Genomic DNA, 17,168 nt, shown 5'->3' with positions numbered 1-17,168 from the left:
GATGGCTAGCGCAGTGCCGGTTGGTTGATGGTGACCTGGCCGAAGAGCGTCCAGACCCGGACTGTCGTGACGCCGGTGCCGCTGCCGTCGGCAACGAGACGATAGTCGTAGAACAGCACACCGCCCCGGTCGAGGTCGTCGATGCCCGTGTAGTCGACCCCGCCGGCGAGGCTGCTGGCCTCAACGGCCACGGTGCGGTTGTCGGGCAACAGCAGTTCCACGTCGCCGAACGCGATCCAGACGTCAACGGTGTGGTCGGCGCTGGCCGGCGCGGTGTCGACATCCGACAGGTCGATCACGGGTGCGCCGGCGATCATTGCGAAGCCGGTGGGGCTGCTGGTGCTGTACTGCCAGGTGGGATCGCCGAAGGGGACCACGTCGGTTCCCACGGGGATGAAGGCGGTCCACGCCATGGCAGCGGCCAGGACGAAGCTGAAGAAGTTCAGCCAACCGCCCTCCTTGCCCCGCACACCGGCCACGACGATGCCCAGGGCGATCACGGCGAGCGCGGCGGAGGCGCCCACGAGGAAGGCGCTGTTCGACCAGGCCCCGTCGGCCACGAAGGATGCCGCGAGGGCCCCAGCGCTGAGGGCGAGTCCGGCGACGACCGAGATGAAACCGGCGCCCAGGTGCTTGCGGCGATGGATCGCCCGGTAGGTGTGGGGGTCGAAGGCGGCTTCGGGAGCGGGCCGGCCGGGGTCCGACCCGTACGGGGCGGCGGAGCCGGCGGCAGCGGAGCCGGCGGCAGCGGAGCCGGCGGGCGCAGAGCCGTAGGCAGCGGAACCGTACGGCGCAGAGCCGTAGGGCGCTGATCCAGCCGGCGTGGACTTACCGGTCAGGTCATCCCAGAGTGACGGGCCGGCGGGGGCCGGCGACTCCGGCACCGGCGGAATCGGCGGGATGAAGGTCGCGGTCGGGGTCGGCTGGGACGTGCTCGCCGACTCGGACTGAGTGGTCGGCTGAGCTGTGGCAGGCTGAGCTGTGGCCGTCTGAGGCGCCGTGGGCGGCTGGGGCGCGGCGCTGGGCCGGTACCCTCCAGCAGCCTTGCTCGCCGGGTAGCCGGCCGGCCGGCTGCGCGGGGAGGGCACCCGCTTGGCGATGTAGATCACCAGCACGATGATGCCCGCGGTGAGCCCGATGGCCCAGCTGGTGCGCAGCAGCACCTCCAGCCACCCGGGCATCCCCCAGACCTCCGGCGGTCCCTGCCACCAGATTCCCTGCATCCACGGGACGAAGGTGAAGAACAACAGGGCACCGACGGCGATCATGGCCGGTTCGAAGACCTGCCGGGCGGCCTGCTCCACCAGGCTGCGGCCGGACTCATCGGGCATCAGCGCCCAGCCCACCGCATAGAGGAAGAAGATCGGACCACCCAGGATGGCGATCACAACGGCGATGCCGCGCACGATCAGCGGGTCGAGTCCCGTGCGTGCCGCTATCGCCCCGCACACGCCGGCCAGCCAGCGGTCCTGGCCGCGCACGAAGCCGAGGCCACGCACCCAGTCGAAGAACGCGGCGCCGCCCGGGGCCTGGGGCGGCCGGGTGGCACTGGGAGCGCCGTACGGGGCTGGCGGCGGGTTGTAGGACGGTGTCTCGGTCATGACTCCATCTTGCTGCCGCGCGGCGGGCCCGGCCATGGGGGAAGACCCTGATTCCACCCTGACCATGCGATTCGGGGTGCGAGTGAGCACTTCATGGGTGCTTGGATGGTGCAGTGACCCAGCTGCGTCCCACCGATCCCCGTTTCACCGGGCACCTCGTGCGGCCACGCCTGCGCATCGTGGCCGGCGTGTGCGCCGGGTTCGCCCGGCACTCCGGCCTTCCCGTCACCTTCGTGCGCACCGTGACGTTCGTTCTTGCCCTGTGCGGCGGCGCCGGGGTGTTGCTCTACGGCTGGCTGTGGGCCACGACCCCCGACGAATCGGCGGATGGCGCGGCCGGCAGCGATGCGCGCCGGGACCCTCTGCCCAAGGCCGCGCTCACCGGCTCCCACGCGACCCTGCCCGACACCCGCACCCAGCTGCGCGACCCGTCCCCCGGCGCGACCTCCGGTCCGACTGTCGCAACGGCCGACGCAGCGGCGGATGCCGGCGGCGGGGAGCCCCATCGCGCGCCGGTGACCGAGATCCTCCTGGGGCTCGCGCTCGTCGGCACGGCCGGCGCGCTGATCGCCAACCGGCTCGGCGCCGAACTGCCGCTGGATGCCATCATCCCCGCGATCGTGGCGCTCGCCGGCACCGGGCTGGCCTGGCGCCAGTTCGCCGAGCTGCGCAGCGGCGCCGGTCCCCGCAGCTCCGGCATGCTCGTGCGCGCCCTCGGGGCGCTGGTCCTGGTGGCGCTGGGCATCCTGCTGTTCTTCGTCACCAGTGAGCAACCCAATGTCTGGACCGTGGTCGTGGCCGCCATGTCGGTGCTCGTGGGGGTCGCGGTGGTTGTGGCCCCCTGGGCGGTGCGGCTGACGCGCGACCTCTCCGACGAGCGCGCAGCCCGCGAGCGTGAGGCCGGTCGGGCCGAGATGGCCGCGCACCTGCACGATTCGGTGCTGCAGACCCTCGCGCTCATCCAGCAGAAGGCGGGGCCGCACTCGGATGCCGCCAGGCTCGCCCGCGCCCAGGAACGCGACCTGCGGGAGTGGCTGTTCACCGGTGCCGCGAACGGTCCGGTCGACCTGGCCGCCGAGCTGCGCGGCATCGCCACCACGGTCGAACGCGAATTCGCCGTGCACGTCGACGTCGTCTCGGTGGGCACCGTCGACCGTGAGGTACCCGAGGCGTTGCTCGCTGCCGCGCGCGAAGCCATCCTCAACGCCGCCAGGCACGCCGGCGGCAGCGTGTCGGTGTACGTGGAGTCGTCGCCGACGGCCATCGAGGTCAGCGTCACCGACCGCGGGCCGGGCTTTTCGATCGGTGACATCCCGGCCGACCGCATGGGCGTGCGCGAGTCGATCCTGGCTCGCATGCAGCGGGCAGGCGGAACCGCCTCTGTACGCCCCGGCCCGGGTGGCACCGGCACCGAGATCCGGCTCTCCCTCCCCCTCGACGTCCAGGAAGACACCCCATGACCGACCCGACCACCGCCACCGCCACTGTCTGCGACCTCACCGTCGTCATCGTCGACGACCACTCGATCTTCCGCTCCGGACTGCGCTCGGAGCTGGACCCGGCGCTGCGGGTGCTCGGCGAGGCGGCGACGGTCGACGAGGCCATCGCCGTGGTCGTCGCTACCCAACCCCGGGTGGTGCTGCTGGACGTGCATCTGCCCGGCGGCACCGGCGGTGGCGGCGCCGAAGTGATCCGGGCCGCCGCGCCGCTGGCCCCGTCGACGCTGTTCCTGGCCCTGAGCGTGTCGGACGCGGCCGACGACGTCGTCACGGTCATCCGTGCCGGCGCCCGCGGGTACATCACCAAGAGTGCGTCAGGGGCCGAGGTATCGGATGCCGCCCGCCGGGTGGCCGGCGGAGACGCGGTCTTCTCGCCGCGTCTGGCCGGCTTCGTGCTCGACGCGTTCGGCGCGGTCGCCGGCGAAACCGCGGCGACCACCGACGAGCTCGACAGGCTCTCGGCCAGGGAGCAGGAGGTAATGCGGCTGATCGCTCGCGGCTACGCCTACAAGGAGGTGGCCAGTGCGCTCTTCATCTCCCCCAAGACCGTGGAGACCCACGTCTCCGCGGTTTTGCGCAAGCTGCAGCTCTCCAGCCGGCACGAGCTCACGGCGTGGGCCACGGCGCGCAAACTGCTCTAAGACCCTTCGGGTGGGCGGCTGAACTACGCTGTGCCGAACCGCTCCACGAAGGCCTTCATGATGGTGGCCGGCTCGGTCACCATCGAAGCGTCGATGGCGGCGATGACCTCGTCGTAGGCATCCGGCTCGAAATAGCCGTTGTCGTGGTAGACCCGCAGCCGGGTGAGGATGCCGGCCTGGGTGAGTTCGGGGTGGAACTGGGTGGCGTAGACGTTCCGGCCGATCCTGAACGCCTGAACCGGGCAGTCCTCCCCCGTGGCCAGCAACTCCGCCCCGGTCGGCAGCACCGTGCAGGCTTCCTTGTGGCCGACAAAGGCCTGGAAGGTCGGGGGGACCCGGCCGAACAGCTGGTCGGCGACGCCCGCCGCGGTGAGGCTCACCACGATGGGTCCAGCCACCTCTGACCAGGTGTCGTCGACGACGCCGTCGAGGTAGCTGGTGAGCAGGCCGATGCCGTAGCAGGCCCCGAGGAACGGGAAGTCCTCTGCCACCACGTTGTCGAGCAGGCCGGCTAGTTCGCTTTCGACGCGGTGCTGCACCGCGGATTTGGTCTCATCGGGGTCACTCGCGTTGAACGGGCTGCCGCCCACGATCACGCCGGAGTAGTCGGCGAGGGTGATCGGCGGCATCGGTGCGGCCTCGAGGCGCACCCGGTGCAGCTGCTCGGGGAACAGGCCGCCGGCGGCCAGAAAGCCGGCGTACTCGTCGTCGGCGGCTTCGTCCTCGGAACGGGTCGCCAGCAGTAGAAAGGGCTTCACCGCCCCATGCTACCGAGGAAGCCAGCCAGGGCACCTGATGTGACGGCTCCCTACTGGCATTGCCCGCGCACGCTGTAGATTTGAACCGATGAACACTCCAGCCGAGCCCAGCTCCATCGCCACTCCGTACGAAGACCTGCTGCGCCTGGTTCTGGAAACCGGCGCAACCAAGGCCGACCGCACCGGCACCGGCACGCTGAGCGTGTTCGGCGCCCAGCTGCGCTTCGACCTCAGCAAGGGCTTCCCGCTGATCACCACCAAGCGGGTGCATTTTCCGTCGCTGGCCTACGAGCTGCTCTGGTTCCTGCGCGGTGAGAGCAACGTGGGCTGGCTGCGCGAGCACGGCGTGCGTATCTGGAACGAGTGGGCCGACGAACAGGGTGAACTCGGCCCGGTCTACGGCGTGCAGTGGCGATCCTGGCCCACCCCGACCGGCGGCCACATCGACCAGATCGCCCAGGTCATCGAGACCCTGAAGACCGACCCGGATTCCCGGCGCATCATCGTGTCGGCCTGGAACGTCGCCGACATCCCTGACATGGCACTGGCACCCTGCCATGCCCTGTTCCAGTTCTACGTGGCCGACGGCAAGCTCTCCTGCCAGCTCTACCAGCGCAGCGCCGACCTGTTCCTCGGCGTACCGTTCAACATCGCCAGCTACGCCTTGCTCACCCATCTCGTCGCCGCGCAGACCGGCCTCGAGGTCGGCGACTTCATCTGGACCGGCGGCGACTGCCACATCTACTCCAACCACCTCGAGCAGGTCACCGAGCAGCTCAGCCGCACCCCGTTCCCGGCGCCCCACCTGAAGATCACCACCGAGCGCGACAGCATCTTCGACTACGAGTTCGAGGATCTCGAGGTCGTCGACTACGTGCACCACCCCGCGATCAAGGCTCCCGTTGCCGTCTGAGGATGCCGCGACGACCGGTGCCGCACCGCTCGGCCTGATCTGGGCGCAGGCTGTCGCCGGGGTCATCGGCGACGCCGGCAGCATCCCCTGGCGACTGCCCGAAGACCTGGCCCGGTTCAAGGAGCTGACCCAGGGCGGCGCGGTCATCATGGGCCGCCGCACCTGGGACTCCCTGCCGGAGCGGTTTCGCCCGCTCACCGGACGGCACAACATCGTCATCACCCGTCAGCCGGATTGGTCCGCAGCCGGCGCCACGGTTGTGCACTCCCTGGCCGAGGCGCTGGACGCCGCGGTGCCCTCAGCCGTCTGGATCATCGGCGGTGGCGACATCTACCGGCAGTCAATGCCGCTGGCCGACCGTCTCGAGGTGACCGAGGTCGACCTTGATGCGGCCGGCGACACTGTGGCTCCGGGCGTCGACGCCGCGTTCAGGCAAACCGACGTCAGCGAGTGGCTGACCTCCCGCACCGGGCTGCGCTACCGCTTCGTCAGCTACGAGCGGGTCACGGCTTAGCGGCTATCCGCCGCAGGGCGGAGATGCCGGGTGCTGCGGTCACGGGTCGTGCCTGGCCCGGCTGGGCTGCACGCGCGGGGGCTCACCGGGCATCTTGGGATAATCCGGCGGGAAGGGCAACTCGCCCAGCCCGGCGGCCAGGTCGCGTTCCCACCACTGAAGCAGCGTGTCGATGCGGCCCGGCTTCTCGTGCATCTGCGCCCAGGGGTCGCCGGCGTCCTGCAGCCGCTTCGGCACGGTCAGGATGGTGTGCGCCTTGGGGTCGGTACTCCCCAGTTCGTCCCAGGTGATCGGACACGACACCGGAGCGTGTGCCAGTGCCCGCGGGCTGTAGGCGCCGGCCATGGTGCGGTCCCGGTTGGCCTGGTTGAAGTCCACGAAGATGCGGGCTCCGCGCTCCTCCTTCCACCAGTTCGTGGTGACTGTCGTCGGCATCCGCCGTTCGACCTCGCGGGCGGCCGCGATCACCGCGTGCCGCACCACCTGGAACTCCTGGGTCGGCTCGATGGGGGCGAAGACGTGCAGGCCGCGGTTGCCGGAGGTCTTGACGAACGCCGTGAGGCCCGCCTCGGCGAGCACCGCGCGCAGCTCGATGGCCACCGGGATGGCGTCGTCGAAGTCGGTGCCGGGTTGCGGGTCGAGGTCGATGCGCAGTTGGTCGGGGTTGTCGGTGTCTTCAGCCCGCGACGGCCAGGGGTGAAAGACCACGGTGTTCATCTGTGCGGCCCAGACCGCGCCGGCCGGTTCGTCGATCACGAGCTGCGGATGTGTGCGCGCGCTCGGATAGACCACGGACACTGCCCGCATGAACTCGGGGGCGCCCTTGGGCGGGTTCTTGGAAAAGAACTGTTCGCCGTCGATGCCGCCCGGAAACCGTTGCAGGGAGACCGGGCGGTCGCCGTTGGCCCCGATGAAGGGCTCCCCCACCGCCACGAGGTACTCGGCCAGGTCGAGCTTGGTGATACCCACCTCCGGCCAGAGCACCCTGCTCGGGCTGGAGATGCGCATGACCCTCTCGCCGTGTGGCCCCTGGACAACAAGCTCCGTCGCTTCACTCGCCATGCGCCCAACCTAACCCGATCTACCTCGCGAGCCGTGAGCTAAGCCCCAGAATTTCGCGATTTGGGGTGCTTTTCTCACAGCTCGCGGACCGGCCAACGGGGTTACTGCGGAGCGCCCGCGATGTTGACCATCCAGGCGACCCCGAACTTGTCGACGCACATGCCGAAGCTGTCGCCCCACGGCGCAACCTCGAGCGGCATCGTCACAGATCCGCCGTCGACAAGCCGGTCCCAGTAGCCCCGCAGGACTACGGCGTCGGTGCTTTCGCCGCTGAGCGAGACCGAGTAGTTGTTGCCGGGCTTGTATTCCATGGCGTTCGGAGTGTCCGCCGCCATCAACGACAGGCCGTTAGGGGTGCTGAGCGCGGCATGCATGGTCTTGTCCTGCTCGCTCGGGTCCTCACTGGCCTGGTATTCCGCGAAGGTGCTGCGCGTCAATTCGCCGCCGAAGATCGAGTGGTAGTACTCCATAGCCTCCTTGGCGTTGTCGCGAAATCCGAGATAGGGGTTGAGCTTTGTGCTCATGATGGGTCTCCTCGCTGCCCGGACCTCATTGCCCGTGCCGTCGGTGTTGGGAAGATGCGTCTGCGTACGCTGCCGATTATCGACCGGTCGGCGCCGATGCGCGAGGTGTGCGCCCCGATCAGCACGCCCCGATCAGCACAGCTGCGCCGCCGGGAGCAGCTGGGCGGGCACGGGCCGCGAGATCAGGTAGCCCTGTGCGGTATCGCAGCCCATGGCCCGAAGCAGGTGCAATTGGCCGGTGCGCTCCACCCCCTCCGCGGTCACCCGCAGGCCCAGCGCGTGGGCCGTGTCGATGACTCCGCCCACCAGAAGAGCATCCTGGGGCGAGTCCTCGATCGCGTCGATGAAGGTCTTGTCGATCTTCACGGTGGTCAGCGGAAGGTCCCGCAACATCGCCAGCGACGAGTACCCGGTTCCGTAGTCGTCGAGCGCGATACTCAGGCCCGCCTCCCGCAACGCCTGCAGCTGGCCGATCGCCCGCGGCAGGTCGGTGATCGCGGACCCCTCGGTGATCTCCACCTGCAGCAGTTCGGCGGGCACCACGTGGGCGGCGAGTGCTGCGAGGACCTGCGGAACCAGCGTGCGGGCGGCGAGCTGAAGCGGCGACACGTTGATCGCGATGCTGCGAGGCTCACCGGCATCCAGCCATCGACGCGCCTGCGCGCACGCCTGGTCGATCACCCATTCGCCAATGCGGTGGATGTCGCCGGAGAGTTCCATGATCGGGATGAATTCGGCCGGCGACACCTCGCCGAGCACCCTGTCGTGCCAGCGCAGCAGGGCCTCGACGGCGGAGCACTCCCCCGTGACCAGGTCCAGTTGCGGTTGATAGTTCAGTACGAACGTCTCGGATTCGAACGCCGCCGCGAGCCGCCGACGGATGAGCGCATTCCGGGTGATCGGAGCGGCGCCCTGCCCGTCGAGCCTGGCCACTTGGCGCTTGCCTGCCCGCTTGGCCTTGATCATGGCTCCGTCGGCGTGCCTCAGCAACGCGTCGAGTTGGCTGAGCTCTAATTCGTCGACGACGTCGACGGCCATCGAGACACCCACGGATGCGGACAGGTGCAGCAGGTGGCCGTCGCTGGCGAACGGAGCGGCGGCGCTGAGCACCACCCGGTCCGCGACGTTGAGCGCCTGTGCCTCCGTCACGTTCACCAGGAGCACCACAAATTCGTCGCCGCCCAGCCGGGCGAGGACATCCGTGGGTCGCACCAGGCTGCGCAGGCGGTCGGCGAATCCGACGAGCACCTCGTCTCCAGCTCGGTGGCCGAAGGTGTCGTTCACGGCCTTGAACCCGTCAAGGTCGATGAAGACCACGGCCACGCCGGCCAGGTCGTCCGCCGTGAACGTCGAGCCACGCTCCTCGAGCTGCCGCCGGTTGGCGAGGCCCGTGAGGGGATCGTGCAGTGCGGAGTGGCGGAAGTCGGATGATAGCCGCTCGAACAGCTGGGAGACCGCGACAACGCCGGGCCCCGAATCGGTCAGCACCAGCACGTCACGATAGCGGGACTCCTCCGGCAGAGCGAGGATGCGCTGGGCGGCGTGGCCGAGTTCGAGGTGCCCGGGCAGTGAGAAGGAGTTCTCGGACACCATCTGCGCCGCGGTTGATCTCACGTGCAGCCCGCGCCCGTAGCCGAGCCGCCCCGTGAGCGTGTACTCCACGTGCTCGCGCGCCAACAGCGCGTATCGTTCACCGTCGTGCACAACCAGGGAGCGGAGCTGGCGCTCGGCCCGGAAGGTCCGGTCGATGTCGGCCAGCGGGGTGTCTGCCGGTACCAGGCGAGCGGGCGAGGCCAATTCACCGAGGCTGACGGGCCGGTCAGCCATAGGTTCCCGGGTTGCCGGCGGAGATTCTAAGCTCATACGAAATCAATACCGGAGCCCGTTGGCGTCACCTAACCCACCCGCCGCTGTTTGCCGCCTGTTAAGGTGCCGGGTACCCCCAAAACGGCCAAGCCGGGTGCACTGCACTGGAGCGCGAGGCGCCCTCTGACATCCGGTGGGTTAGTTCCAATGCGTGACGGCGAGGGCCAGGCCTGCCTGGTCGCCCAACAGCCGCGCGGCCACGTTGGGCAGCGGTATCACGGGATGCCAGCTGCCGTCGACGCTGCGTCCCGATGCCCAATCAAGGGTGTTCGAGAGTTCTGCCATGCCCGGTCGCTCGGTGAGGGTGCTGTTCCACTCCCACTGGATCTGGGTCAGGGCGCCGTCTTCGCTGAGCACCACTTCTACGATAAGCGAGTCCTGCCAGTCGCCGACCTGTTCGAGGTGCTCGCCGAATCCGAAGATCCCGCCCCTCTCCTCCAGGGACAGCAGCGTCACATCCAGGGCGTACCGTGCCACGTTGTGCGGGTTGGGGATCAGGAAGACCGTGATCAGCGGCACGGGCGACATCGGTGTGGGGATGCGTTTCGCCTCGGCGTTGAGGTCGACCGGGCAATAGTGATCTGCGGTCTGCTCGTGGATGAGTACGGGCAGCTGGCGGATCGCCAGGCGCACCTCCGCCTGCCAGACCCTCGCCTCCTCGAAGGCCAGCCCCCGCAGGCCGATTTCCACCCGCAGGGTGCCGAAGAGGAACCGTTTGAGGTTCTGGTAGACCTCCTCCGAATTGACCAGGCCATACCGGCCGGAATGCGAGCGGTGCACATAGGCCCGGGCCGACCCCACGACATAGCCGTTGCGGATGGCCACGAGTCCGTCGCTCTGCACGCCCATGACGGCGCTCGACAGTCCCAGCGCCACGTCGTAGTCGCGCGCGTTGGTGCCCACTATGCTCAGCACCCGGTCCGGAGTGAAGCCCCCGCTCAGCCGCCGAGTGTCGCCGTGCGCCGGGCCGGGGGCATCCGCCGGGTACAGGTACTCGCGCATGTACTCTGGCGCGAAGATCCGCGAGCCCTGCGGGCCGAAGGTGTTGAGGATCCATCCGCCGATGGGACCGCCCAATTGCGGATCGATGCCGCCGTGCGGTGTGCCGATGGTGCACAGTTTCGACACGGATGCGCGCGGGTCCCTGAGGTTCACCTGCAGCGCGGTCCGGCAGATCAGGCCGCCCATCGAGTGCGCCACGAGGTACACCGGTGGGTGCCCGGTGGACTTCTCCCGCACCAGGGCGATGAAGTCGGCCAACCCCTGGGCTGCTGTTCGGATGTCGTACGCCTGCGACGGAGTCCCGAAGGTGCCGGCGACGGCATCGTAGAACCTGTAGATCCACACCGAGTCGGCGCGCAGGGTGTCCGGTTCGGCGTCGAGCAGCACCCGCTGCTGGCTGCCCTCGATGCGCACGTCGTAGCCCTGTTCCTTGACCAGCCGGATCAACGGCCCCTCGTACTGGTAGAACTGCGGTGTGCCATTGGCCCCCACGCGCACATGGACGGATCCCTCGTTGAGGCCGTAGAACGGGTCATCCGCGGCGGCATCGATCGCCCCCTGGCCCCCGGCGAATCCCCGCACGTAGATGATCGGAAGCCGGTCGCCCATGGTGCTCTCCGTTCTGCGACGGTCAAGGAGTTAACCAGGTCATCTGGCCGTTGCCGGGTAAAGAGGATTGCGTTCAGGTCGTGAATAGCCCGAACGGTCCACGCGCGCAAGGGCCGACAACAACTCCATGCGTACGCACGGGATTTTCCCGTAGCGTAGAACAATGAGCAACGAGACCCTCACCCCCAGCTATGTGGAGCCCGGCAAAGACTTCGATCGCGACACGAATTACATCGAAGACCGCATCACCCGCGACGGCCGCGACGGCTGGCCGGTGGAAGCCGGGCGCTACCGTCTGGTCGCCGCGCGCGCCTGCCCGTGGGCGAACCGCACCGCCATCGTGCGCCGGCTGCTCGGCCTGGAGCGGGTCATCTCCCTCGGCCTGCCCGGCCCCACCCACGATAAGAACAGCTGGACCTTCGACCTGGACCCGAACGGGGTCGACCCGGTCCTGGGAATCGATCGAATCCAGCGGGCCTATTTCGCCCGGTTCCCCGATTACCCCCGCGGCATCACGGTGCCGGCGATCGTGGATGTGCCATCCGGCAAGGTCGTGACCAACAACTATCCCCAGATCACCCTTGATTTCGAGACCGAGTGGGTGGACTACCACCGGCCCGGCGCCCCAGACCTCTATCCGGTGGCCCTCCGCGCCGAGATCGACGAGGTCGCGAACCTGATCTTCCACGACGTCAACAACGGCGTCTACAAGTGCGGCTTCGCGGGCAGCCAGAAGTCCTACGAGCGGGCCTATGGCACCCTTTTCGCCCGGCTCGACTGGCTCGAGGAGCGCCTGACGACCCAGCGCTATCTCGTGGGCGACACCATCACCGAGGCCGACATCCGCCTGTTCACCACGCTCGCGCGGTTCGACGCGGTCTACCACGGTCACTTCAAATGCAACCGCAACAAGCTCAGCGAGATGCCGGTGCTCTGGGCCTACGCCCGCGACCTGTTCCAGACCCCGGGCTTCGGCGACACCATCGACTTCGAGCAGATCCAGAAGCACTACTACCTGACGCACAGCGACATCAACCCCACAGGCATCGTGCCCGCCGGGCCGGATGCGTCGGTGTGGCTTGCCGCGCACGGCCGCGAAAGCCTGGGCGGCCGCCCCTTCGGCGACGGCACCCCGCCCGAGGCGCCGCTCGAAAACGAGCGGGTGCCGGCTCTCTGACCCAGAGGCGCGGGTACCCTCGAAACGTGCACATCACTCCTGCGATCGCGTCGACCACGCTCGCGGCCGGCGATTGGCGTGACCTGGAGCGGCGGCACCAGGATCGCGCCGACGCCGCCACCCTGAGTCGCCGAGAACGGGCCGGCACCGGCCGCACGCATCCGGTCGACGACTTCCTGTTCACCTATTACCCGTTCCGGCCGGGGTTGCTGCGACGGTGGCACCCCGGCGCGAACGTTGTGCTGCAGGGGGCGGCGACCGAGGACCGCGCCGCGTGGAAGTGGTACCGCCCTGACGGGGACGACGTTCTCGTTGACGACGCTGGCTTCGTCGAGAAGAACGCGCGGAGCATCCGCTTCATCGTGACCCTGCTGGGCCGCACTGCCCAACGGCCCGGCAACTTCGGGTGCTTCGGCCTGCACGAGTGGGCAATGGTCTACCAGCAGGGCGAGCACCGGCACGGGTCTCCGCTGCGGCTCAGCCAGGACGACACCGATACCGTGGTGGAATCCGAGCGGATCGTCTGCACGCATTTCGACGCGTTCCGCTTCTTCACCCCCGCCGCCGTGACTCTCAATTCGAAGCAGGCCCACCCGGTGCTGCCAAGCCGGGAGAACCAGCCGCGACTGGAGCAGCCCGGCTGCCTGCACGCGGGCATGGACGTCTACAAGTGGGCCATCAAGCTCGGCCCCCTGATTCCCGGGGAGCTGCTTCTGGACTGCTTCGACCTCGCCCGCGACATCCGCGAACTTGATATGCAGGCCTCCCCCTACGACCTCTCCGAGTGGGGGTGTGCCCCGGTCGCCATCGAGACTCCGGCCGGCAAGGCCGAGTACGTGCGGCGGCAGCGCGGGTTCGCCGAGCGGAGCAACAGCCTGCGCGCCCGGGTGATCGCCGCGGTCGGCACGCTGCCGGATCCCACGCCCCCGGCTGACTAGCCACGGTCACGTCGACGGACTAAGCTTCGGTCTCGCGAACTTGGGCTGCCGCGTAGGTCCGGGCCGGTGTGTTCCGCACGCCGCCACCCTAGGCCGAACTCGCCCTGGTCCCGGCCTGAGTACAGTGCGATGGCGAGATTAGTGTTGTCTCATGAAGCTGACCAGAATCGACCCGCCCGGTCGGAGCTTTTCCCGCTGGCTGACCGACGAAGAGGTGGGCCAGGTGCTGGCCGCGAGCCGCGGGTGGCGCCTCAGCAACGACGGCAGTGTCGTGGCGGGCACTCTGCGAAAGACCTCCATCGCTCCGTCCCTCGCCGCGCTGGGCGCGGCGGCGTCCGCCAACCGGTGGATCAGCCGCCCCGCCAGGGCCGGCAGCGACGGTAGTGGGCCGACCCACATGATGTGGGGCGTGTTCGAAGCGCGCACCGACTCGGAGGTGGCCGAGCTGGTGGCCGCGACCGCGCCGTGACCACAGTTCATTGACCCGGTGCTCAATGTAAGTTGGACGGCATGACCCTCTTCGCCCCGCAGAAGACTCGCACCACCGTTCTCCGCACCGTCTTCCGGCTGATACTCGGCGCCTTCCTCCTGCTGGCCGGCCTCAGCCACCTCACCGTCAACCGTGAGGCGTTCCTGGCCCAGGTGCCCACCTGGCTGCCGCTCGGGGGCGACGTCGTGGTCGTGGCCTCGGGCATCGTCGAGATCATCCTCGGTGCGGCGTTGCTCGCGCTGGGACGGTACCGCGTGCAGGTCGGCTGGATCGTGGCCGCCTTCTTCGTTGCGATCTTCCCCGGCAACATCTCTCAGCTGGTCACCCAGACCGACTCATTCGGGCTGAACACCGACCTCGCCCGCGCCATCCGGCTGCTGTTCCAGCCCGTACTGGTGCTCTGGGCGCTCTGGTCCACGGGCGCCTGGATGGCGTGGCGCGAGTCCCGCGCCGCGCGGCGCACCGGCCGCGCCGAGCGGAACGGCTGACCTGTGGGCGGACCCAAGCGACCCGAGCAGGAACGCTGCGACGCCATCCTGGCTGCCGCGTATCAGATCGCCCTCACCGACGGCCTCGATGCCGTCACCGCACGACGCGTCGCCACCGCCGCGGGTATCTCCCCCGGCCTGGTGTTCTTCCCGGCCTGGCCGCCCTGGCACCGTGGGACCGTCTCGAGCGGATGATCCGGGTCGAGCTCGAACGCCTGGCCGAGTACCACGCGGGCGTCGAGTTGCTCTTCGCTTTCTACTTCTCCCGCCGCGACGGCCTCTTCCGCGACCGCATCGAGGCCTCCTTCGGCCGGTACCTCGAGGCGTTCCTGCCGGTCTGCCGCGAGGTGGCCGGCACGGCCGGAGCCCCTGGCGACGCCGCGGGAAGCGTCTCGGGCGACGACATCGCGGCCGCCGTTGTCGCGCTGATCCAGGGCGCCTCCATCCAGGCGATCCGCAGCCCGGCATCCGTCAGCTCCGCATCCGTCAGCTCCGCATCCGCCAAACCTGCATCCGTCCACGCCGAAGCGCTGCTCGCGACCATCCGGGCGCTGCGACCGCCCGCGCCCTGACGCACGCCCGCCGCTGCCAGTCGCGTCCGGCTCCGCCGACTTGCCGCACAGACCCCCTTCAGCGGGCGCGAAGCGGATGTTTGCCCGAAGTCGGTGACGCACGTCGGCGCCCGAAAGCTAGGGCAGGTCGCCCAGCCCGGTGGGCAGCGGGCCGTCACTCACGAGGTACAGGCGCTGCGTGGCGCGGGTCATCGCCACGTAGAGCGCTCCGGCGCCGCGTTCGGAGGCGGCCAGAATGGCGGTGGGGTCGACGACGATGACGGCGTCGAACTCGAGGCCCTTGGAGTCCTGCGGGGTGAGCAACGCCACCTCACGCAGCAGGCCGAGCGCCCCGCGTCCGACGATGTCGCCGAACTCGGCGTGAAGCTCCTTGGCGAGGGCATCGATGTGCTCCTCCACCACGATCACCGCCACGGTGCCGCCAACGCCCAGGGCACGCTCGCGCCGGAGGGCATTGACGGCATCCCCCACGATCTCGACCGGCCAGTCACTGGCGCGCACCGTGCGGGACGCCGTGATCGGCAGGCCGTGCGCCACCGCCATCTTCTCGGCAGCCGCGGCGATCTGGCTCGGGGTGCGGTAGTTCACCGTGAGCTCTTCGAGGCGCCAGCGGTCGGCCTCGAACGAGGCCTCGAGCACGGGCGCGAGGGCTTCCCGCCAGCTGCTCGCCGCGGCAGCCGCGGCGGCCTGGGCGATGTCGCCGACGATGGTGAACGACCGGCGCGGGCCGCGGCGCATCAGCAGCCGCCACTGCATGGGCGAGAGTTCCTGCGCCTCGTCCACAATCACGTGGCCGTAGGTCCAGCTGCGATCCAGGGCCGCGCGTTCGGCGGTCGTGGCCCGGTCGCCGAGTTCGGCGAAGTTGTCGGCGAGGGCCTTCGCGTTCACGAGCCCCTTCACATCCATGTTCGCGATCGCCAGCTCGGCGTTCTCGATGTCGCGCTTGCGCTGTTCCTTGGCCTCGCGCTTCTGCGCCGCGTCGACGGCGCTGTACTCGCCAAGGTGCTCGGCGGCCTCGTCGAGCAGCGGGACGTCGGCGATCGTGAACTCGGCCTGGCGCGGCCGGTACAGCAGGGCGCGCTGCGCGGCACGCCAGCGCGGCGTCAGCTCTTCGAGCCACTGCGGCCGGGCATAGAGGTCCTGCACGAGCTTCTGCGGGGTGAGCGGCAGCCACGCGGTGTTCAGGGCCACGCGCACGTCGTCGGCCAGGCGGAGGTCTTCGCGCAGCATCGGCAGGTCGGTGTCGTCCATCGACCGGCCCTGCTTCTTCAGCTGCTCGAGCCATTCGCGGGCCAGCGCGATGAGGGCGTGCTTGACGAAGGTGACGCGGGCCTCGTTGTGCGGCTTGCCGCCGGAGCGGGCTCGGTGGATGGCGGCCTCGATCAGCTGGGGCTTGAGCACCAGGGTGTCGCCGTTCACGAGCAGCTTTTGGGCTTTAGCCGGCACCTTCTGCCGGGACTTCACGGCCCGCGCGATGAGGTCGGCCATGAACGTCTGGCCCTTGAGCGCGGCGGTGGCGGGTGCGTCTTCGTGGCCGGCCTCGACGCCGGGGAACAGCTGGCCCACCGAGGCGAGCACCACCCCGGTCTCGCCCAGCGACGGCAGCACCGCCTCGATGTACTGCAGGAACGAGGTGGACGGCCCCACGATGAGCACGCCGGCGTTCTGCAGCCTGTCGCGGTGCGTGTAGAGCAGGTAGGCGGCGCGGTGCAGCGCCACGGCGGTCTTGCCGGTGCCGGGGCCGCCCTGCACGACGAGCACGCCGTTCAGCTCGGACCGGATGATGCGGTCCTGTTCGGCCTGGATCGTCGAGACGATGTCGGACATGTGCCCGGTGCGCTGGGCGGTGAGCGCGGAGAGCAGCGCCCCCTCCCCCTGGTGCAGGTTGGCGGTGTCGCCCTCCAGCAGCGCGGCATCCAGGATCTCGTCTTCGATGCGGATGATGCGGCGGCCGCTGGAGAGCAGGTGCCGGCGGGCCCGGGCGCCGAGGGGCGTCGCGGCGGTGGCCTGGTAGAAGGCGCTGGCCTGAGGCACCCGCCAGTCGAGCAGGATCGGCTGCAGATTCTCGTCGCGCAGGCCCACCCGGCCGATATACCGGTAGACGGGTTCGCCGTCTTCTTCGGGGGCAGTCTCCAGCCGGCCGAAGGCGAGGCGGTCGTCGACCTCGCGCAGCTGCACGATGCGGTCCTCGTAGGTGCGCGCGAAGGTGTCCCGCTCGGAACGGGACTGGTGGTTTCCGCCGACGTCGAGCATCCGCACGGCCTTCAGCTGGGCCTCGGCCTCCCGCTGCAGCGCATCGAGGCGCGCGTACAGCGTGGCGACATAGTCCTGTTCGCGCGCGAGCTCCTGATCAACCACTCATACACCCCTCAAATCAAACGACCAGTTTAGCCGCTGACAGTGCGGCTGGGTTTCGACCCCCAACCGGGAGCGCCAGGAAACCGAATCCGTCACGCGGCCGAAATGTCACCGGCACACGGGCTCCCTAGATTTGGGACACCGGATTCCGCACCT

17 protein-coding genes are annotated in these 17,168 nt (G+C 69.2%); 10 read left to right on the top strand and 7 right to left on the bottom strand.

The window, feature by feature from the left end; all coding sequences use genetic code 11:
* Positions 1 to 5: 5 nt before the first annotated feature.
* Positions 6 to 1,601, bottom strand: coding sequence for a PspC domain-containing protein (locus E3O42_RS01275; protein WP_166787855.1), 1,596 nt, complete (start codon positions 1,599 to 1,601; stop codon positions 6 to 8).
* 113 nt (positions 1,602 to 1,714) lie between these two features.
* On the opposite strand from E3O42_RS01275, the gene E3O42_RS01270 reads away from it, so the two are divergent.
* Together E3O42_RS01270 and E3O42_RS01265 are read left to right on the top strand one after the other, a co-directional pair.
* Positions 1,715 to 3,061, top strand: a complete 1,347-nt coding sequence (locus tag E3O42_RS01270) for an ATP-binding protein (protein ID WP_241984546.1) — start codon at positions 1,715 to 1,717, stop codon at positions 3,059 to 3,061.
* On the top strand, positions 3,058 to 3,741 hold the full coding sequence (locus E3O42_RS01265; RefSeq protein WP_134452121.1) for a LuxR C-terminal-related transcriptional regulator: 684 nt from the start codon (positions 3,058 to 3,060) through the stop codon (positions 3,739 to 3,741). The genes E3O42_RS01270 and E3O42_RS01265 overlap by 4 nt, the downstream gene beginning before the upstream one ends.
* Positions 3,742 to 3,764: 23 nt before the next feature.
* Here the strand turns inward: E3O42_RS01265 and E3O42_RS01260 are convergent, their stop codons facing one another.
* Positions 3,765 to 4,499, bottom strand: coding sequence for a glutamine amidotransferase (locus E3O42_RS01260; RefSeq protein WP_134452120.1), 735 nt, complete (start codon positions 4,497 to 4,499; stop codon positions 3,765 to 3,767).
* Between the two features lie 88 nt (positions 4,500 to 4,587).
* Here E3O42_RS01260 and E3O42_RS01255 point away from each other — a divergent pair, with 88 nt between their 5' ends.
* On the top strand, positions 4,588 to 5,412 hold the full coding sequence (locus E3O42_RS01255; protein WP_134452119.1) for a thymidylate synthase: 825 nt from the start codon (positions 4,588 to 4,590) through the stop codon (positions 5,410 to 5,412).
* Entirely contained in the window at positions 5,402 to 5,926 is a 525-nt protein-coding gene (locus E3O42_RS01250) for a dihydrofolate reductase (protein ID WP_134452118.1), read from the top strand. Before E3O42_RS01255 ends, E3O42_RS01250 begins: the two co-directional genes overlap by 11 nt.
* A gap of 39 nt (positions 5,927 to 5,965) precedes the next feature.
* Here the strand turns inward: E3O42_RS01250 and ligD are convergent, their stop codons facing one another.
* The 4 genes from ligD to E3O42_RS01230 all read right to left on the bottom strand — a co-directional run bounded on the left by ligD (position 5,966) and on the right by E3O42_RS01230 (position 10,989).
* Positions 5,966 to 6,988: a non-homologous end-joining DNA ligase gene (ligD, locus tag E3O42_RS01245; protein WP_134452117.1), complete on the bottom strand. Its 1,023-nt coding sequence runs from the start codon at positions 6,986 to 6,988 to the stop codon at positions 5,966 to 5,968.
* A 101-nt stretch (positions 6,989 to 7,089) separates the two neighbouring features.
* Positions 7,090 to 7,512, bottom strand: a complete 423-nt coding sequence (locus tag E3O42_RS01240; protein WP_134452116.1) for a VOC family protein — start codon at positions 7,510 to 7,512, stop codon at positions 7,090 to 7,092.
* 132 nt (positions 7,513 to 7,644) lie between these two features.
* Positions 7,645 to 9,339 carry a putative bifunctional diguanylate cyclase/phosphodiesterase gene (locus E3O42_RS01235; protein WP_134452115.1) on the bottom strand — a complete coding sequence of 565 codons (1,695 nt, stop codon included), beginning with the start codon at positions 9,337 to 9,339 and terminating at the stop codon, positions 7,645 to 7,647.
* Positions 9,340 to 9,516: 177 nt separating this feature from the next.
* Positions 9,517 to 10,989: an esterase/lipase family protein gene (locus E3O42_RS01230; protein ID WP_134452114.1), complete on the bottom strand. Its 1,473-nt coding sequence runs from the start codon at positions 10,987 to 10,989 to the stop codon at positions 9,517 to 9,519.
* A 163-nt stretch (positions 10,990 to 11,152) separates the two neighbouring features.
* Here E3O42_RS01230 and E3O42_RS01225 point away from each other — a divergent pair, with 163 nt between their 5' ends.
* The 6 genes from E3O42_RS01225 (at position 11,153) to E3O42_RS01200 (ending at position 14,654) form a co-directional block, all read left to right on the top strand.
* Entirely contained in the window at positions 11,153 to 12,166 is a 1,014-nt protein-coding gene (locus E3O42_RS01225; RefSeq protein WP_134452113.1) for a glutathione S-transferase family protein, read from the top strand.
* Positions 12,167 to 12,192: 26 nt separating this feature from the next.
* Entirely contained in the window at positions 12,193 to 13,104 is a 912-nt protein-coding gene (locus E3O42_RS01220) for a 3-methyladenine DNA glycosylase (RefSeq protein WP_134452112.1), read from the top strand.
* Between the two features lie 151 nt (positions 13,105 to 13,255).
* The gene (locus E3O42_RS01215) at positions 13,256 to 13,573 is read left to right on the top strand and encodes a hypothetical protein (protein ID WP_134452111.1); all 318 of its coding nucleotides are present in this window, start codon (positions 13,256 to 13,258) and stop codon (positions 13,571 to 13,573) included.
* Positions 13,574 to 13,614: 41 nt separating this feature from the next.
* Positions 13,615 to 14,082, top strand: a complete 468-nt coding sequence (locus E3O42_RS01210) for a DoxX family protein (protein WP_134452110.1) — start codon at positions 13,615 to 13,617, stop codon at positions 14,080 to 14,082.
* A gap of 3 nt (positions 14,083 to 14,085) precedes the next feature.
* Positions 14,086 to 14,277: a TetR family transcriptional regulator gene (locus E3O42_RS01205; protein ID WP_134452109.1), complete on the top strand. Its 192-nt coding sequence runs from the start codon at positions 14,086 to 14,088 to the stop codon at positions 14,275 to 14,277.
* Positions 14,274 to 14,654 carry a hypothetical protein gene (locus tag E3O42_RS01200; RefSeq protein ID WP_134452108.1) on the top strand — a complete coding sequence of 127 codons (381 nt, stop codon included), beginning with the start codon at positions 14,274 to 14,276 and terminating at the stop codon, positions 14,652 to 14,654. The genes E3O42_RS01205 and E3O42_RS01200 overlap by 4 nt, the downstream gene beginning before the upstream one ends.
* A 117-nt stretch (positions 14,655 to 14,771) precedes the next feature.
* Here E3O42_RS01200 and E3O42_RS01195 read toward each other — a convergent pair whose 3' ends face one another.
* Positions 14,772 to 17,012 carry a HelD family protein gene (locus E3O42_RS01195; RefSeq protein ID WP_134452107.1) on the bottom strand — a complete coding sequence of 747 codons (2,241 nt, stop codon included), beginning with the start codon at positions 17,010 to 17,012 and terminating at the stop codon, positions 14,772 to 14,774.
* Positions 17,013 to 17,168 lie beyond the last annotated feature (156 nt).

The sequence above is a fragment of the Cryobacterium adonitolivorans genome (assembly GCF_004402695.1).
Taxonomy (GTDB): Bacteria; Actinomycetota; Actinomycetes; order Actinomycetales; family Microbacteriaceae; genus Cryobacterium; species Cryobacterium adonitolivorans.
This window is presented reverse-complemented; position numbering and strand designations above follow the sequence as displayed.